We start from the raw sequence: 18,439 nt of genomic DNA, 5'->3' as shown, positions 1-18,439 counted from the left end.
TAAACGGAAAAACTTTGGGGTTCCAACTTTTCACAACTGATAAAAAAATTCCACCCACATCTGCGGAATGTGGGTTGTAGAATTTTATCAAAATTTTCATCATCAAATTTTCTATTCTTTTCGTCTAAACTATAAAGCCCTTGTTTAAAATCATAATTAGGAGCCTCAGTTTTTGAGCGTCTCAAGTAAACTTCAAAATCTACAGCATATGACCCACTACTACGAGTCGAACTATTTGATGGTTTAAAATAATTTTGCACCAAGCCTTTAGTAAGATTTAGGTTGTGAGTTCTATTTGCTGTTGTGGTAGTTGGACTCATTTTAATCTTCTCAATCAAGCCCGATACAGCCTTAAAAATTTGCTCATAGTCAAATGGCTCTTGTGAGTTTTTTATAATAAGATCGTAAAAAGTCATAAACAACGTATAAAAAGGTTCTTTTACTGGATTTCCCACTCCTGGACGACGGCTCAATATATTTCTTAAAAAGTTTTTTTCGTTATCGACTGCTGAGGCTTTAATTGCATTTTTGATGTGGGATAGAACCGTTTTAATATCTTGTTTCAGATTGTCTGATCCATATTTAGCAATTCCTAGTTGGATTTCATCTAAATTATTATCTTCACCTTTTCCATAGTAAGAGTCGAAGTTTTCTTTACTAGCTGCAAAAGGCTTTCCCAATGCTACAGAAAGTATTATGTCTGCTATTAGCTGCTCATCCTCGCTGTCCCGTAAACCAGAAACACGTAAAACCCCTTGATGACACCAAAATGTATCTTCCGCAAGCACTCCATAGCCTAGATCGATCGATTTAGCATCAATACTAATTTCGGGCATATCTGTGAGTGGCAGTTCTTCCTTGGAGACATCACCACGAATTTCAGAAGCAAGTTGTCTCACTAATCCTGAAAATTCTGTTGTCACTCCTGCCTGTCTTACTTCTTGAGCTGATAAATGTTTACCATTGGAGTTGATTCGGTTAAAAATATCTTCAATTTCTGTAATCGAATTTGCTCTATAAATTGTGACCGCTAGGGAATATTCTAAATATTTAGCACACTCATCATTATCCAAAAAACTTGGTGGCTTGTTTTCAGGATATGTAGGTTTAAATACACCTTCCTGACATAACTGATTGGCAAAGGGATGTTTAGTTAAATCAAAATATTTTTCTTGAACGGTAAACTGATTTTCAATAAAACTGAATATTGCATTAAGTCTTTGCATTCCATCAATTATTTCATATATATCTTCTCCTTCACTACTTTTGAATTCTCCAAGTAAAATCAATGGAATTGGATAATTCAGTAATAAACTCTCTATGAGACAAGCCTTTTCCGCTTTTGTCCATACAAGCTTGCGTTGATATCTACGGTTGACGATTAACTTTTTCGTTCTATAAAGTCGGTACAACTCTAATACACTTATACCTTTTGGAGTAATGCTCATAATATCTCTGTTTTCACTATGAATATTTAACTCTAATTGCAGCCATTGAGCTAATAGTTAGACGCTAGTTCTGTTTCTCTCATACAAGTATGATATCACACACCTCATAATAGGGTTAGCTATTTTCTTTCTTATTTGTGCAAGCATTACAGCGTACTCATCAGATAAGGCACAAATTGACGCTTAGTAGAGATCACAATTTCAGCAAGAAGCTGAAAAAATTAACATTAATTTCATTTCCACGCTCAAAGCAATCGTCCAGATAGTGATCGCACCCCTCATCCCTCCTATAAAAATGAACAAGCGATCGCACTCACTCCTCAAAAGAATTATCTCCAAGCAATTCCAACAACTCATCCCAAGAACAGCCAAACGTTTCCTTAATACGGCTAACTGCGTCTATTTCTATCTTCGCCATTGGCTGCATTGCATAACGGCGAACGGTAGTGTATGTGACACCAGAACGTCTGCTTAGTTCGTTAAGGCTCCAGTTCCGCTCTTCGCAAAGCTCTTTGACTCTAACTTTTACTCGATACATACCCATTAGCTTATGAGTATTTGAGTGTCAGAACTAGAATTTTCACACCTATGTATTTAAGCGTATGTATTGACGTATATGCGCTAGCGCTATAAAATGAATAATCAAGTCAAAAGCCAGCGCCTCTACCTACCAAGTGTCCGCGCTGGCTGTGGCTCCCTTATGCAATGGAGATAAACCAATTATGACCTATAAAGAGTGCTTGAAGCCTTGGGCGGTTGCCCGTTTGCTTCCCAATTTGCAATGGGCGATTGTCGGGCGATACCGCAATCGATCGGATGCCGACGGACATCTTCAGTTGTGTCGCCAGCGAGTCCCCGATATCCGATTGAAAGTTGTGTTTGCTTTGCCCGATCGCACTGATTTGACACATCAGGAGTGATAACGGATCGTAGAAATCGGTTTTTTAGGCAGAACTTACGCACTCCCGACAAAGAAACCGGGTTTTTTACCTAATCTGCGGACTACAGCCGAGGATTTTCGTAAAAAAACTCGGTTTCTGACCACCCGTGCGTCCAGGACTATTAGGGAAAAAGAAAACAGCCCTACGTGAGGCTGTCTTCGATCGCACTATTGTATTTGCCACTGCTGGGCCTCCTACTTTTCCAACTGCCACTAATGCTGGGTTCACTGCCACAGAGGTGTAATTTATTACATTTCATGATGCGAAACGCTAAACTCAATAGTAGAGAAATTTTAGATTGAATGTAAAATCAACTTATAGTAACCTAACTCAACTATTTCGGCGATTGATCGGGGACATCTCTGTTCAGAAACGAGGGGAAAGACTAAAGAACACAGCACAATCAGTTCTGGACGCTATTAGACTAAAGAAACCGGGTTTTTTACCCCGATTAAAAGTCTGCATGCAGTATTTTCGGAAAAAATCCGATTTCTAGGCGATCGTACGTCAATCGTAGCTAAATACCTAAATCCTTCCTCCTTGCCGATCGGTGGCCAAACTTTACCTATCCTATTCCATGTCAAACAAGTCGCCCTGCATCATGTTGGTTGATGACGAGCCAGCTAATCTGATTTTACTGGAAGAGTTATTGCTCATGAAAGGATACGCTACAGTATCAGCGCTATCTGGTCATGAAGCGCTCTCCCTTGCCCGCGCCTCTCGACCCGATTTAATTTTACTAGATATTATGATGCCGGAGATGGACGGTTTTGATGTGTGCGAGATCCTGCGGAAGGATACGGCATTGCAAACTGTACCGGTGATTTTTTTAACTGCCCTCGATGACGATACCTCTCGCATCAAAGGGTTAGAAATGATGGCCGATGATTATTTAACAAAGCCTTTTAACAGTCGCTTGCTTCTGGCAAAAGTGGAAAATATTTTGCAGTTGAGTCAAATGCGATCGCAAGCTGTATCTTCCCAATTCAACCAGCAGGTAAAAGAGCAAAGCAAACGCCAAATCGCCGCAGCTTGGGAAGCAAACGAATATCTTTCAGAAAAATTTCAGCTATTTGTGCCAGAGCAAATTCTCGAGCGAATTGCGCCGCAAGGAATAGAATCTATTCAGTTGGGCAATGCCACAGAAGAAGAGCTGACTGTTTTATTCTGTGACATTCGCGGGTTTACTACGATCGCCGAATCTCAACAAGCTCGCGAGACTTTTGAATGGTTGAACGCTTTTTTTACTAAAATGAACGAGTGCATAACCTCTCACAGCGGGTTTATTGACAAATACCTAGGCGATGCAATCATGGCAGTATTTGACAAGCCCAATTCTCACGCCATGGATGCGATAGAAGCCGCAGTAGCAATGCAAGAAACTTTGCAAGAATTTAATGCCAGTCGCCACAAATACAATTTAGAATCTCCAGTCAATATTGGTACAGGAATTAACACAGGTATCGGCATGATCGGCACTTTGGGTTCCGATCGCCGCATGGACTCTACAGTCATCGGCGATGTGGTAAATACAGCTTCTCGGTTAGAAAATTTAACTAAAATATACGGTTGCCAAATTATTGTTAGCGAAAATGCCATTGTTCATGCGAGAGAATTTCTAAATGGCATAAGTTCCAACTCCCACTCAAAAGAAAGTCTATTATTAAAGTGCGACTTAGAAGGGGAAACACAGGAGAGTATTATTTCTACTTCTGGGGCGACTGCTGCTGACAGCCATTTGCCCAGCAACAATTATTACTATCGCTGGATCGATCGAGTCACGCCGCGCGGCAAGCAGGGAGCTATTGAAATCTACGAAATCTGGAGTGCCTCCTGTCCCGACTCGGAGGCAAAGCAGCTTACCCAGGGTTTATTTGACAAAGGAATTAAAGGATGGCAATCCGAAAGATTTGTCGCCGCCTTGGGATATTTTCAGCAACTAATCGAACAAAACCCTGCTGATACAGTCGTCCGTTTTTATATAAATCGCTGCCAGGAAAAACTAGGTTTTATACCTGCGAGTAGCACTTCATAAAGATTTAACTTTTAGGGCGGGCTGGCGTGTCCAGCCCACAATAGTTTAGACCTATTGCAAAAGTTGCTAACTATCCTGCATTGCATCTACGTTGCGTCTGTGCTTTCCCTATTAATGAAAGATTTATGCAATAAGTCTACTCTAATTGGAGTTAGCATCAAACAGCAGTCAAAACTTGCTCTCTCAACTTCTCGATCAACTCATTCACACCTCCGGCATTCAAACGGTAACTCAGAGGATGACCGATCAAATAAGCTGAACTTTCAAACAAAACATCAATTTCCACCAAACCATTTTCTCGCAAAGTTTTGCCAGTCGAAACCAAATCCACAATAGCCTCAGACATACCCGTAATCGGCCCCAACTCCACAGAACCGTAAAGCGGCACAATTTCCACCGGCAAATTCAAATTGTGAAAATATTCTCTTGCACAGTGGACGAACTTAGAAGCAACTCTACCGTGAGGAGGCAAATCCACCGTTCGTCGGTAAGAACTAGATTCTTTCACTGCCACCGACAGCCGACACTTGCCAAATTTTAAATCAATTAAATTGGCAACTTTCGGCTTTTTTTCCCGCAAAACATCATAGCCAGCAATTCCCAAATCTGCTTGACCGTATTCCACATAAACCGGTACGTCATGCGTCCTTACTAGCAAAGCTTTGGCAGTGCCTGTAGGGTCATAAATTTGAAGTTGTCGGTTAGAGGAATCGAGAAAAGCACTGAAGTCTAATCCAACCGATTTAAACAGCCGAATGCTATCTCCTAACAATCCACCTTTGGGAAGTGCAACAGTAATCATGTCAATTTTTAGAGGGTAAATTTCTTAATTTGGAAAGGGGGCGATCGCGGCCTAAGCAGAAACAGCTTTTACCAAACTCAGAATAACACATAGAGTTCAGAGCGAAAAATAAATTTCGGGTATTGCTCGATCCATTGTTTGAGGATATATTATATTTAGTAATTTTTTATTGAGTCAATTTTTTAAACGGCGGTCGGTATGGAAAACCATCAAGAATTTGACGAAAATTTTCACAGTGTAGACGCGGATTCCCTGAAAAAGATTACAGTAGATGAAATCCTCTCAGGCGGTGGTGTAGAGCGGGAGGAAATGGACTATACAGTAGCTGTACCGAGCGCTAACCAGGCTAGCGTTCCCAGGGACAGAGGCTTCTCGCTCCATGTGCAATCAAGCGTGTTCGATCGCGCCCCCCGATCGCAGTTTGCAGAAAAACGCGGAACGGTGGGAGGCTGTTAATGTAAAATGCTTGCAGAGGCTGGTGCAGAAAACGGGCAGAGCGCCCGTTAGCGAAGCCCTCGAAGAGGATCGTCATTGTGTATCACACCTTTGTGTATTCAAGTCTAAAAATTAGAATTTAACTGGCGATTGCAAATAGCTGAAAGCTAAACTATGACGAAATTGACTCTGGTAATCGGCAACAAAAATTATTCCTCTTGGTCGCTGCGCGCTTGGCTGGCGATGAAACAAGCTGGACTGGAATTTGCCGAGGTGAGAATCCCCTTAGACTGGCCGACAACCAATGAAGAAATTCGGCGCTATTCTCCCTCGGGAAAAGTGCCAGTTTTAATCGACGGCGACTTAAAAGTGTGGGAATCTTTAGCAATTTGCGAATACGTTGCAGATCGCTTTGCAAATGATTTGTGGCCGACAGATGTAGCGGAACGGGCGATCGCCCGTTCCATTGCCGCCGAAATGCACGCGGGGTTCCAAAATTTGCGCGAAAATATGCCGATGGACTGCCGCAACCGCTATCCGGGAGAAGGGATGACTGCCGGTGTCGAAGCAGATATCGATCGCATCTTTACCATTTGGCGCGAATGCCGCCAAAAATTCGGGACAGGTGGCAATATGCTGTTCGGAAAATTCACAATTGTTGACGCTATGTTTGCCCCCGTTGTCATGCGTTTTGTCACCTACGGAGTCAAATTAGATTCAGTAGCAAAAGCTTATGCAGATGCGATTTTGGCCTTGCCTGCCATCGAGGAATGGATAGCAGCAGCTTGCAGCGAAACGGAAAGTATTCCACACATTAAAATCTAGGAAAAATCAGTTTACTTAACCTAAAATCTCAAATCTCAAATTTGAAATCAGGATGCGGATTCTTTTAGTTGATGATGAAGTTGAGTTAACTGACCCTTTGAGTCGAGTCTTAACCCGCGAAGGTTATACAGTTGATGTGGCATTTGACGGAGCAAGTGGCAGCAATTTAGCAATGCAGGGAAATTACGATTTGCTAATTTTGGATTGGATGCTGCCGAGACAAACCGGACTGGCAATTTGCCAGAAGTTGCGATCGCAAGGAAGGAGTACGCCAGTGCTATTTCTCACCGCCAAAGATACCGTAGACGATCGCGTACAAGGACTCGACGCCGGTGCAGACGACTATTTAGTCAAACCTTTTGAACTGCGAGAACTGCTAGCCAGAGTCCGCGCATTGCTGCGGCGGCCTCCTACTTTTGATGCCGAGGTTGCTGTCGGACGGCTGCAAGTTGCAGATTTACAGCTAGACTACGACAATCAATTAGCTTATCGGGGCGATCGCACAATTGATTTATCAGAAAAAGAATGTCAGTTATTAGAATACTTAATGCGCCACCCCGGTCAATTGCTAACACACGAACAAATACACCAGTATTTATGGACTGAAACCGAAAAACCCAGCAGCAATGTATTAGCCGCTCAAATTCGCCTGCTGCGGCGCAAAATAGAAGCACCGGGTGAATCTGTGCTAATCCAAACAGTCTACGGCAGAGGCTATCGCTTTGGAGAAGCAAATTAAAAATAATAGACATTGTACAAAAAACCTTCTTGCTTCTTCCCTCTTCCTTCTCCCTGACATCCATTACATCTTGTACAGTGCTCGTTGCCGAACTTCCTTCTTCTTTTTTCCCTCTGCTATATTATCTATTATCGGGAAAGTGTGCACCCTAAACCCGCCCTTACATATCTTGACAAACCAAAGTAATTACGGTCACCTCCGGGGGACAAAATAGCCTTCCCGGCGAATAAGTTCCCAAACCCCGATTCACGTACAGCAAATTACTCCCAACCTGATGCAAACCGCTAGCCCATTCCCAGTGAGTAACTACTCGATCGCAAGCCGAAAGATAAGGAATGAACTTTCGGATTCGTTTAGGAATCAAATAGCCAATTTTTCTCACCCAAGCGTACAAAGGGCCGATACCAGGAATAACAATTTGACCGCCGTGAGTGTGCCCAGACAACTGTAAATCAATCCGCCAATTTTGCAGCTTTTCAGCAGTATCAGGATTGTGAGACAATACAATCCGAGAAATGGCGGGATTTATTGATGCCATTACAGGTTTAGGCGCAAAATCGCCCGACCAAAAATCTGCTAGCCCAACTAAAGCCAATTGGGGCCCCAAGGGATAGATTGCTTCGTTGTACAAAACCAGAATCCCGACGCTATTTAAAGCATTAGCAACCTCTTTCTTTGCTCCCGGCCAATAGTGGTCGTGATTGCCCAAAACCGCGTAAATTCCCACCCGACTGTGCAAGTTTTTCAATCGCTCCACTAAGGTGTAAATAGGTGCGGGATCGTAGGTAATAAAGTCACCGGTTAAAAAAATCATGTCGGGTTCAGCTTCATTAGCTGCAGCAATCGCCTTTTCTAGCAACCATTCCGACAGCCGAACCCCGTCATAGTGAAAGTCAGTAAGCTGTACAATTTTAGTACCGGATAGATTTGCTGGAAGATTAGCGATTGGTATTGTTAAATACTCTATTCGCAGTTTCCCAGTTAATAACCTGTGCATAAATCTAAGGTTTATTGATGACAGAGCGCCAACTCTAGCTTAGCAAATAAACAGGCAAGACTGCAAAAGTAGATATTCTTCCCTTTTCCCCCTGTCATCAGACTAATGACTAATAATTGCTGACTAATGACTACAATTATAGATGCAAAAAGTGGTATTAAGTCAAGAGAATTGAAACCTAAATCCCCAATCTTTCTTTAGGATTTATTGCAAAATTGTTGGGTCTTACGTCCCCAACTACTACAGCATTTTTATAATATTATGACTTGCGTAACAATCTGTTTAAAACGCTATCAATCCTCCTCAGACTCGCATTCCAAAACCGAATCTATATTCTTTTAGCAATTGTCCAATCTGAAATTTATCTCGCATATCGCATAGGCTTACAAGGGGTGATTGCCCCTAGCAAACACTATCTCATCACTAATGATTTATTACTGAGTAGGTGGAAATAAACATGGCTTGGGGGAGACTGGGTTTTGCATTAATAATAAACTGTCGCTCGTTTATATTATTGCCTTAGCCGCCCGTAAAATCTTTTATTTGGGGTCGCGTCTGCCTACTTTTTAACTAATAAAATTTGACAAATTTCGCTTCTTCTCAATATATTGCTGGTGGTAATCCTCTGCCATATAAAATTCAGCAGCAGGTTTGATTTCGGTGGCAATATCTTTGTCGTATTTACCGGAAGTTTGCAATTTTTTTTTGGAGGCGCGAGCGGCTTTTTCTTGTTCCCAATTGTGATAAAAAATTACAGACCTGTACTGTTCGCCTCTGTCGGGGCCTTGGCGATTGATTTGGGTAGGATCGTGACAGTTCCAAAATACATCTAGCAGTGCTTCGTAACTCACCTGCGATCGATCGTACTCTACCAGCACAGATTCAGTGTGACCCGTGACTCTGGCGCAAACATCCAGGTAGCACGGGTTCGGCCAGTGACCTCCGGTGTAGCCCGCAGCAGTCGAGACTACACCCACAACGGCGCGAAACTTGTGTTCAACTCCCCAAAAACAACCTGCTGCAAATGTGGCTTTTTCCATCGTGTTACTCATCGTATTGCGCTCAAACTCGGCACTAGGTTATGCTTGACATATTCCCATTAGCGTGCATTCCCAAACCAATCGCGGTTGTACGTAGTTTAGCAAATATTGTCGTGCTTTTTCCAAGGGCTCTAAGGGCGATCGACTAATTCTCCCTGCCAAAAATTGTTGCCAGTAACAGTGCTGTAAATAATCGATTAACCACAACTGAGATTCAGTATCTAAAGTTTTATCAATTTCCTTGGCCAATTCCAAAGCAGACCCCAGATTTTGAGGTAACTGCTTCACCTTTTGCAGCAAATCCTCTGGCATTGATTGCAGTTGCTGCCAAATAGCAATTGCCTCCCCAGGACTGCCCTGAGCCATCCCCAGTACCTCCGGACGATCCAAAATCTCCGCGAATCCGGCTTGCTGCAAAACTTGTGCCATTGCTTGGGTATTCAGCCGAGAAAACTGGATTTTTTGACAGCGGGAAATCAAAGTTGGCAGCAAAGCTTCCACTGTCGGAGCAATTAAAATTAGCGCTGCTTTTCCCGGTTCTTCCAATGTTTTCAGCAAGCCGTTAGCGGCTCCCTCACCCATTGTTTCTGCTTGTTCCAAAACTACGACTGAACGCCCAGCTTCTAGCGGTGGTCGGCTGAGAAATTCACCGATTTCTCGAACTTGTTCTAAGCGAATTTGTGGCGGTGCTTTCCGCTTTAAACCGGCTTCCTCTGCTTCCTTTGGCGTAAGCCGTTTACCTTGGTTCATGTAAGTTGGTTCTACCCAGAGCAAGTCTGGATGATTTCGCTGCCTCACGCGATTTTGCACGGAGGCTATTAATCGGGTTTCGGCAAGATTGGCTGAGAATAAAAGCTCGATGAAAGACTGAGCAGCTAAACTTTTGCCGATGCCGTTAGAGCCGACAAATAAATAACCAGGAGCAATTCGGTTTCGCTCGACTGCTTGTGTTAGCAATTCTACTGGTCGCTCTTGTCCGATTAATGATGTGAAATAATTCATGTTTGCGGAAGAAGGAAGTTCGGCAACGTATTATGTAAGGGATGTAACGGATATCAGGAAGAAGGATGAAGGAATAAAATCTAGGGTGTCACCAATTAAGAACATCTTAAGCGTCGGTGGTGGTTGCTATAATACAAAAAGGTTATTTTGGTTTAATGGACGGCTCAATAATTGTTTTGAGTTAACAATGTTAAGTTGTAAGTTCCTGGAGCAGGGTACGGCATTGTAGTGTTTCTAGATATGATGTAACCCTAATTTTCAGAAGAGGTATTATTTAAATATCCCCAAGCTTCTAACCTGCGAGTTACAATAGTTTGGATTTCCTGAGCGACTTCATATTCAGGGCGATCGGCATTTATCCGGACAATTCGAGATTTATTTTCCTCGGCTAACTCCGCAAAACCTTGCTGCACAAGGCGGTGAAACTTCAAATCAGCTTGCTCGATCCGATCGCACCCTCCCCGATCCCTTACCCTCGCCAAACCCATCTCCACATTAATATCGAGCCACAAAGTCAGATCGCTTTCCAAGCCGCCGGTGGCAATTTCATTCAACTGCTTAATTAAATTTAACTTAAGACCGCGGCCGTAGCCCTGATAAGCAATCGTAGAGTCAGTAAAGCGATCGCATAAAACAATCGTTCCCTTCGATAACTCGGGTTTGAGAAAAGTTTCAACGTGTTGAGCGCGATCGGCAGCATACATCATTAATTCTGCTCGATCGCATACCAATTCTCCCGAATCTTGTTTTAGCAGCAAATGTCGCAGTCCCCTTCCCAACTCAGTACCCCCCGGTTCGCGAGTCGCCACCAACCGGACTGTCAGAAAGCAACTTGCTTGCAACCAATCTATCAGCCGCTGCATTTGCGTAGTTTTACCCGCACCTTCAACCCCCTCAAACACGATAAGTTTGCCCTTCATTGCCCTAACTTCCCACCGGAATAAAATAAATCCATATTGTTCTGTTCATCTCTTCTAGGTTCGGTATGATAATAAAGTCTAAATGCCTCACGGCTGGAGTTGTCTATGGCTCGCTATACTGGTTTTTTTATCGTTGCCGTTCCGATCGACCGTCTCCGTCAGTCCCTGATTGAAATTTTAGAGTCATGCAATCTTGATATTATCTACAATACAGGAGATTCCGTCATGGCTCGCGAGCTTCCCGGTCAAGTTTCCATTGCCAAACTTGTCACCGCAGAAGTCCTAATTGAGAAAAACACGGCTAGCGACTCAGAGGTTCGCATGAACTTCGTGATTAAAAACGAGGAACTGCCCCTGCAAACCAACAACCACTGCCGTCAAATGTTCGAGCTAGTTAGTCGTTCAATTATGAACAACAATAACTGGCGACTCTTGGAAAGTATGGCACTGTAGCCATCAGTCATTAGTCATTAGTCCTCACTCATTAGTCATTAGTCATTAGTTGGTGGCTAATGACCAATGACCTCTGACTTTTATATGCAATCCCTAAATTTAAGTTCTAAATCCCCGGCGCAAAAACAAAGAATTTGTAACCACGCTAACAGAACTAAACGCCATAAATGCTCCGGCCGCCGCAGGACTGAGTAGAATTCCGGTTGCAGGCAGCAAAAGACCGGCTGCAACCGGAATTCCCAGAGTATTGTAACCAAAAGCCCAAAATAAATTTTGGCGAATCTTATTAAAAGTAGCGCGCCCCAGCTCGATCGACTCAACAACATCCATCAAAGCATTTCGCATCAGCACAATTTGAGCAGTCTCAACTGCGACATCAGTGCCGCAGTGCAAACCGATACCGACATCAGCTTGAGCCAAAGCCGGCGCGTCATTGATACCATCCCCCACCACAGCCACTTTACAGCCTTGGGCTTGCAAAGCCGCGATCGCCCTCGCCTTCCCCTCCGGCCGCACCTCGGCCAAAACATCAGCCGTCGCCAAATCTAGCTGCTGCGCCGTCGTCGCCGCCGCAGACGCCGTATCCCCCGTCAGCATCATCACCCGCAATCCCATGCCCCGCAAACGTTCCACCGCCGCCTTAGCATCTGGCCTCAGAGTATCTTTTAGCCCGATTACCCCCAGCAAAACGCCCCCAGAAGCCACGTAAACCGCCGTTTTGCCTTGCAAAGACCCCGACAATTCCGTCGCCACAGCGACCCCCTGCTTCTTCATCCACTCAGCATTCCCCGCGAACACCCGCCGGCCCTCCACCACAGCAGAAACCCCGAAACCAGGTTCCGTGCAGAAATCCTCAGCAGCTAGCAGCGGCAAACCTTGCTGTTGAGCTTCCAGCAAAATCGCTGCGGCGATGGGATGAGAAGCGCCCCTTTCCACCGCCGCCGCAATTTGCAGCAGTTTTGAGTCAATTGTGGAACAGGCATCTTGGCTGTTACCAGAAACTCCCTCAATTGTGGAACAGGCATCTTGGCTGTTACCAGAAACTCCCTCAATTGTGGAACAAACATCTTGTTTGTTACCAACATTAATATCTGAGTTCAAATCCCACTCCGAATTCTGGAAAATCGGCAAATAATCTGTGAGTGTGAGATTTCCGGTTGTCAGAGTACCCGTCTTGTCAAAAACCACCGTATCTAATTGATGCACCCGTTCTAAAACATCACCACCGCGAATTAAAAGTCCGCGCTCCGCCCCGATGCCAGAACCGACTAAAATTGCAGTTGGGGTAGCCAGTCCCAAAGCGCAAGGACAAGCAATGACTAAAACGGCGATCGCCAATTTCAAACTTAAGAGCAAAGGCGATTGATAATGGATAATTGGCAATTCATTTCCCATATTCATTGCCCCGTGTCCCATATCCATCGCCCCGTGTCCTAAAAGCACAGAAGGCCAAATATGAGTCCCGGCAAAATACCAAAATAGGAAAGTTAAAACCGATATCGCCATTACCCCATAGACAAAATATCCCGCGACAGTATCAGCTAAATTTTGAATCGGCGCTTTGCGAGTTTGGGCTGCCTGCACCAAAGCCACCATTTGAGCTACAGTTGTTTCCTTACCGGTGCGAGTTGCGCGCATCACAACTGCTCCGGATTTATTGATAGTTCCCGCCGCAACTGTATCTCCTGGCTGCTTCAAAACCGGCAGCGATTCACCAGTCAGCATCGACTCATCTATGGTTGTTTTACCTTCGCAAATTTCGCCGTCTACTGGTATTTTTTCTCCGGGCAAAACTTGCAGCCATTCTCCGACTCGGACGCGATCGGCGGGAATTTCTATGTATTGTGGATCGTAGACCTCTGATGTCGAGTTTAAAGGCAATTCTTGCGATCGCAAATCTAAACTCGAAAGTTTAAAATCAACTAAGCGGGCTTTTGCCGGTTGCAATGCGATTAAAGCTTGTAAAGCTGATGCAGCGCGGCGTCTGGCTTGCTGTTCGAGAGTTTTGCCCAACAAAATAAAGCCAAGCAGCATCACCGGTTCGTCAAAAAAACATTCCCATCCCATCCGTGGAAACAGCAGCGCCGCGTTGCTAGCGGTGTAAGCTGTGACAGCGCCTAAAGCTACCAAAGTATTCATATTGGGTGCATTTCGCCACAAACTGCGGCACCCGTCAACAATAATCGAACGGCCCGGTAGCAGCAAAGCTAGGGTGGCGAGTCCCCAGTGAAACCAAATATTGCTGAGAATTGGGGCTTTTGTGCCGAGTACGTGACCTAAACCGGATAAAATAATTAGGATTAGGGCGATCGTCAATTGCTTGATTTGCTGTCGAATTTCTTGCTGTCGCCGTTCAATTGTTGCCGCTTCTGCTTCCCGCTGATTTTCACCTAAACGAGACTGAGAGGGAAATCCATTATCAGTCAACTTTTTCGCTAAAGCCTCTGCATCGACAGTCCCCGGTTGACACTCAACCGTGGCGACTTCTACGGCTAAGTTAACGCAAGCTGAAATTACGCCTGAATATTGCATGAGTTGGCGTTCCACAGCTTTCGCGCAGCCGGCACATTTCATCCCGCCGACATCGAAAGTAACAAGTTCTGGCGGTGATTCTTTAACTGATATGATTTCTGGTTGAATTTCGGGGATTGTTTTGGGTAGAAATTGCATGGTTTTTTGGTATTGATTAGAATATTTCGCCACTTCAGAAAGGGTTTAATGCACTGTTTAGACAAATGTCTATATATTTATCATAAATAAAGATTGTGGCATCTTCCCAAAGTGTTAGTTTTTTTTTATTCTTATTAGTTGCAGGCGGTTAAATCCGCAGTCGGGGAGGGGTTTCAACTACTGTAGGACGGCGAGTTTAATGCTAAGACACACTTGGGACACGGCATTGCCGTTTCGCTATTTGATATAATGAGCCAATTGCCTAGTTAGTATCCAGCTTTTATTTGACGAATTTAGCTATGACAGAAACACCAAAATTTTATATTGTCAAACGTCCTGCGGGTAATTGCGAAATTTTGCCGTTGGCGGAGCCCTCGCAGAGGATCGCGCAACTTGAAGAACAAAACCCCAGTATTATTGAAAAGTGGGGCCCTTACGATTCTACCGAAGATGCCATCGCCCGCCGCATCGGATTAATTCGCGCCGGCAAATGCCAACCGCAATGACGAATTACTATTACTTTCCTCCGCATCGCGAAAGCTAACGCGATCTCAAATCTGTTAGCATCGGAATTCTTGATATCTCTCTTGTCATCATCTGCGTGAATCAGCGTCAATCCATTATCATCTGCAGTGAATAAATTATCTTTTTTAACCGCAGATGAAGGCAGATGCAACACAGATTAACGCAGATGAATTAGATCAATGCCGGTGGCACCGTCCGGGATTGTTGACTGTTGACGGAATTTTACGCCCGACGATGCCACCGGACTTGAGATGACCGAAAGCATCCAGGATACAAGCCCCCGGATTCATCCGTCCAGAAATAAAAAACCTGTATCCGATGAAACTTGTGTCCCGAATTTATCCCTGGGGTCAATGCTTCAATCTAAAATCTAAAATCTAAAATCTAAAATCGATTGACTCGCAATGACGGATTGCAAAAAATAGCGAAGCATTCGAGTTTAAAATCTGGGCTTTTAGCCGTAAATCTTCCCCCGAATGCTTTTTTTAACTGAAACCCTACACAGGTTTTCTACCTAGATTTAGAAGGTGCTGCACTCGGTTTTGCTTGCGCCGCATTCGGTTTAGGGGGCGCTGCATTCGGTTTCGACTCCGCCTTATTGTTCCCTGTTTTACCAGTAACTTGCTGTGTCAAAACTTCCATAGCTTTGGCGTACTGGGGATCGGCCGTCGTAGCAATTTTATCGCGATCGCGCCTCAATTCCTGTTTTTGAGCGTCGGTGAGTTCTACCTTAAAATCCGGTTCAATCCCGGCGTGGTTGATATCAGTGCCGTTGGGAGTAAAATACTTGGCAATTGTCACCGCCAAACCGGCACCATTTCCCACGCCGCGTACTGACTGAACTAAACCTTTACCAAACGTCTTTGTTCCCACCAAAACCGCGCGTTTGTTGTCTTGCAAAGCACCGGATAGAATCTCGCTAGCACTTGCGGAACCGCCGTCTACCAGCACAACTAGCGGTTTGTCTGTGAGCTCTGCCTTGTTTGCCGTTTGTTTATCGGCTTCACCGACTCGATCGACCGTTGAGACGATCGTACCTTCTTTGAGCCACATCCGAGCAATTTCAATACTTCCGTACAGCAACCCGCCGGGATTGGAACGCAAGTCTAAAATATAGCCCGTTACCTTTTTCTGTTCCAACTCCTTAATTGCCGATCGCATTTCCGATGCAGCATTCGCACTGAACTGATTTAAGCGAATATAGCCGACTTCTCCGATGGGAGTTTTCTGCACCGACTGCCGCACAGGATGAATTTCAATTTTAGCGCGTTTCAGCTTAAATTCTAATTCCTTGCTTCCCCGCAAAATTGTCAGCGTCACTTCAGTATTCACCTGGCCGCGAATCAAACTTACCGCTTGATTCGTATCCATGCCTTCGGTGCTCTTGCCGTCAATCTTAGTAATAATATCTTTTGCCAGAATACCAGCAGTAAAAGCAGGGGTATCTTCGATCGGCGAAATCACCACCAACTTTTTGGTTTCCTCATCTTGAGTCAACTGAATCCCAACTCCTGTCAGTTCCCCAGAAGTGTCAACCTGCATATTTCTGAACTCTTGAGGGTCCATAAACCGCGTATAAGGATCGTCCAGCTTCTTCAGCATTTCCCGAATTGCTTTGTAAGCTTCCTCGTCGCTGGTATAAGTCCGGTTCAAATAATCATTCCGCACCGCTTTCCAGTCAACCTGGTTAAAAGTGCCATCTACATAACTTTTGTCAATAATTTGCCAAACTTCATCAACCAACTCTTTAGGGCTTCCCCGAAAAGAAGCCAGAGATTTAGAACTGCAACCAGTGTTCGCAAGAGTTACAGCAGTGAGTACCACTGCTGCTGCACTTAGAACAAGCCCTCGTTTTGTTATAACCATTTGTCTGACGCGCGGGAGGAAAAGAGTTCAGAATAATTACGCTCAATCTAACACAGGCAAGGCCGGCTCGCGTTTGGCGTACATATATTATTCCACTTTGCCGAGTTCTGCGGTGTCAACTTAAGACTGAAACCCTCTATCTCTTTCGTTTGTATCAAAGTCTCGATCCCCCTAAATCCCCCTTAAGAAGGGGGACTTTGAGCGTTATTGTCCCCCCTTAACAAGGACTTTGAGCGCTCTTGTCCCCCCCTTACTAAGGGGGGTTAGGGGGGATCTCCGGGTTTAAAAACACGCATTAGGGACGATCCTCTCCGAGGGCTGCGCTAACGACAGCTATTAAGGATCGACCCAGCGATCGTCCGATTTAATCAAATCAATCAATTCTGCCACGCCTCGGTCTTCCGGGACTTTCTTAATTTCTTCCCGGCCCCGGTACAGCGAAATATAACCCGGTTGCTTCCCGACGTAGCCGTAATCAGCATCAGCCATTTCTCCCGGACCATTGACAATACAGCCCATTACTGCTATATCCAAACCCGTGAGATGCTTCGTCGCCTCTCTCACTTTGTGTAACACTTCCTCTAAATTAAACAAAGTGCGACCGCAGGAAGGACAAGCGACATACTCAACCATCGTTTTCCGCAGTCCCAAGGCTTGCAGAATGCTGTAGCAAACGGGAATCTCCTTTTCTGGGGCCTCTGTCAGCGAGACGCGGATGGTGTCGCCGATACCGTCAGCTAACAAAGGTGCGAGGCCTGCGGTGGATTTGATGCGGCCGTATTCCCCGTCTCCTGCTTCCGTGACGCCGAGATGCAGCGGGTAATCCATGCCGAGTTCGTCCATCCGGTGCACCATCAAGCGGTAAGCAGCCACCATCACCGGCGCGCGGGAGGCTTTCAGGGAGAGTACGATGTTGCGGAAGTCGAGGGATTCGCAAATTTTAATGAATTCCAGGGCCGATTCTACCATGCCTTCGGGCGTGTCGCCGTAAGTAAAAAGCATCCGTTCGGCGAGGGAACCGTGATTGACGCCGATTCGCAAAGCTTTGCCTTGGTCGCGCAGGGAAATCACCAGAGGTTCCAGGGTTTCGCGGATTTTTTCCCCAATTTCCGCGAATTCGGCGTCGGTGTATTCGGTTCTGTCGGCTTTCGGCTTCTCGAACACGTAAAGTCCGGGATTGATTCTCACTTTGTCTACGTGTTTCGCCACTTCGAGGGCAATTTTCATGCCGTTGTGGTGGACATCGGCCACGAGGGGCACGGGTTGGTAGGTGGCGTGCAGTTTTTGCTTGATTTCGGCTAATGCTTTGGCGTGGGCCATGCTGGGCACGGTGACGCGGACGATTTCGCAGCCAATCTCGTGCAAGCGCCGAATTCCGGCGACTGAACCGTCGATGTCGAGGGTGTCTTCGTTAATCATCGATTGTACGACGACGGGGTTGCCGCCGCCGATGGTGACGCTACCGACTTTGACGGGCCGGGTTTTGCGGCGTTTGATGGTGGTGTCGAAAATCGGTTGGCTAGATGCGGTTTTAGTGGGGTTCGGCAGAGTTTGCATAACTGGTTGGTAGAGTTTTGTTACTAAGGTCTATAAAAATGTGTCTGCTGTTTTTCAGGTTGCCATAGAAAGGGTCTGTTTGGACAAAGAGGTTTTACGATTTATGATTCTTAATGAGATTGCTGCGAATTTGTCGATCGAATTATGTCGGAAAAGGGCGATCGAACTAAAAGCCAACCATCAC

17 protein-coding genes are annotated in these 18,439 nt (G+C 45.1%); 7 read left to right on the top strand and 10 right to left on the bottom strand.

Features of this window, described 5'->3' with window-relative positions; genetic code table 11:
• Both QUA53_RS20710 and QUA53_RS20705 read right to left on the bottom strand, forming a co-directional pair.
• The coding region (locus tag QUA53_RS20710; protein WP_333099489.1) for a DUF262 domain-containing protein at positions 1-1,448 on the bottom strand (1,448 nt) is incomplete at its 3' end.
• A gap of 313 nt (positions 1,449-1,761) precedes the next feature.
• Positions 1,762-1,986 carry a helix-turn-helix transcriptional regulator gene (locus QUA53_RS20705; RefSeq protein ID WP_333231765.1) on the bottom strand — a complete coding sequence of 75 codons (225 nt, stop codon included), beginning with the start codon at positions 1,984-1,986 and terminating at the stop codon, positions 1,762-1,764.
• Positions 1,987-2,170: 184 nt separating this feature from the next.
• On the opposite strand from QUA53_RS20705, the gene QUA53_RS20700 reads away from it, so the two are divergent.
• Both QUA53_RS20700 and QUA53_RS20695 read left to right on the top strand, forming a co-directional pair.
• Positions 2,171-2,368: a hypothetical protein gene (locus tag QUA53_RS20700; RefSeq protein WP_333099493.1), complete on the top strand. Its 198-nt coding sequence runs from the start codon at positions 2,171-2,173 to the stop codon at positions 2,366-2,368.
• A 598-nt stretch (positions 2,369-2,966) separates the two neighbouring features.
• Positions 2,967-4,424: a response regulator gene (locus QUA53_RS20695; RefSeq protein WP_333099494.1), complete on the top strand. Its 1,458-nt coding sequence runs from the start codon at positions 2,967-2,969 to the stop codon at positions 4,422-4,424.
• 157 nt (positions 4,425-4,581) lie between these two features.
• Here QUA53_RS20695 and hisG read toward each other — a convergent pair whose 3' ends face one another.
• Complete coding sequence (gene hisG / locus QUA53_RS20690; protein WP_333099495.1) at positions 4,582-5,226, bottom strand: ATP phosphoribosyltransferase; 645 nt, start codon at positions 5,224-5,226, stop codon at positions 4,582-4,584.
• 198 nt (positions 5,227-5,424) lie between these two features.
• On the opposite strand from hisG, the gene QUA53_RS20685 reads away from it, so the two are divergent.
• From QUA53_RS20685 to rppA, 3 genes are all read left to right on the top strand, one after another.
• Positions 5,425-5,682: a hypothetical protein gene (locus QUA53_RS20685; RefSeq protein WP_333099496.1), complete on the top strand. Its 258-nt coding sequence runs from the start codon at positions 5,425-5,427 to the stop codon at positions 5,680-5,682.
• A gap of 153 nt (positions 5,683-5,835) precedes the next feature.
• On the top strand, positions 5,836-6,486 hold the full coding sequence (locus QUA53_RS20680; RefSeq protein ID WP_333099497.1) for a glutathione S-transferase family protein: 651 nt from the start codon (positions 5,836-5,838) through the stop codon (positions 6,484-6,486).
• A gap of 52 nt (positions 6,487-6,538) precedes the next feature.
• On the top strand, positions 6,539-7,225 hold the full coding sequence (gene rppA, locus QUA53_RS20675; RefSeq protein WP_333099498.1) for a two-component system response regulator RppA: 687 nt from the start codon (positions 6,539-6,541) through the stop codon (positions 7,223-7,225).
• 160 nt (positions 7,226-7,385) lie between these two features.
• Here the strand turns inward: rppA and QUA53_RS20670 are convergent, their stop codons facing one another.
• The 4 genes from QUA53_RS20670 to tmk form a co-directional block, all read right to left on the bottom strand.
• The gene (locus tag QUA53_RS20670) at positions 7,386-8,222 is read right to left on the bottom strand and encodes a metallophosphoesterase (protein ID WP_333099500.1); all 837 of its coding nucleotides are present in this window, start codon (positions 8,220-8,222) and stop codon (positions 7,386-7,388) included.
• A gap of 566 nt (positions 8,223-8,788) precedes the next feature.
• Entirely contained in the window at positions 8,789-9,274 is a 486-nt protein-coding gene (gene msrA, locus QUA53_RS20665) for a peptide-methionine (S)-S-oxide reductase MsrA (RefSeq protein WP_445304972.1), read from the bottom strand.
• 27 nt (positions 9,275-9,301) lie between these two features.
• On the bottom strand, positions 9,302-10,264 hold the full coding sequence (locus tag QUA53_RS20660; protein WP_333099502.1) for a DNA polymerase III subunit delta': 963 nt from the start codon (positions 10,262-10,264) through the stop codon (positions 9,302-9,304).
• A gap of 251 nt (positions 10,265-10,515) precedes the next feature.
• Entirely contained in the window at positions 10,516-11,184 is a 669-nt protein-coding gene (tmk, locus tag QUA53_RS20655) for a dTMP kinase (protein WP_333099504.1), read from the bottom strand.
• Positions 11,185-11,289: 105 nt separating this feature from the next.
• Here tmk and QUA53_RS20650 point away from each other — a divergent pair, with 105 nt between their 5' ends.
• Complete coding sequence (locus tag QUA53_RS20650; RefSeq protein WP_190659999.1) at positions 11,290-11,637, top strand: hypothetical protein; 348 nt, start codon at positions 11,290-11,292, stop codon at positions 11,635-11,637.
• Positions 11,638-11,736: 99 nt separating this feature from the next.
• Here QUA53_RS20650 and QUA53_RS20645 read toward each other — a convergent pair whose 3' ends face one another.
• Entirely contained in the window at positions 11,737-14,307 is a 2,571-nt protein-coding gene (locus QUA53_RS20645; RefSeq protein WP_333099505.1) for a heavy metal translocating P-type ATPase, read from the bottom strand.
• A 299-nt stretch (positions 14,308-14,606) separates the two neighbouring features.
• Here QUA53_RS20645 and QUA53_RS20640 point away from each other — a divergent pair, with 299 nt between their 5' ends.
• Complete coding sequence (locus tag QUA53_RS20640; protein WP_333099506.1) at positions 14,607-14,813, top strand: DDE transposase family protein; 207 nt, start codon at positions 14,607-14,609, stop codon at positions 14,811-14,813.
• A gap of 529 nt (positions 14,814-15,342) precedes the next feature.
• On the opposite strand, the gene ctpC is transcribed toward QUA53_RS20640, so the two are convergent.
• Both ctpC and ispG read right to left on the bottom strand, forming a co-directional pair.
• On the bottom strand, positions 15,343-16,698 hold the full coding sequence (gene ctpC, locus QUA53_RS20635) for a carboxyl-terminal processing protease CtpC (RefSeq protein ID WP_333099508.1): 1,356 nt from the start codon (positions 16,696-16,698) through the stop codon (positions 15,343-15,345).
• A 336-nt stretch (positions 16,699-17,034) separates the two neighbouring features.
• Entirely contained in the window at positions 17,035-18,255 is a 1,221-nt protein-coding gene (gene ispG / locus QUA53_RS20630; RefSeq protein WP_015174611.1) for a (E)-4-hydroxy-3-methylbut-2-enyl-diphosphate synthase, read from the bottom strand.
• Positions 18,256-18,439: the final 184 nt, after the last annotated feature.

Source organism: Microcoleus sp. Pol12B3 (assembly GCF_036701355.1).
In the GTDB taxonomy this organism is placed as follows: domain Bacteria; phylum Cyanobacteriota; class Cyanobacteriia; order Cyanobacteriales; family Microcoleaceae; genus Microcoleus.
Note: the sequence above shows the minus strand (reverse complement) of the source record. Positions and strands in the feature narration are given on the sequence as shown.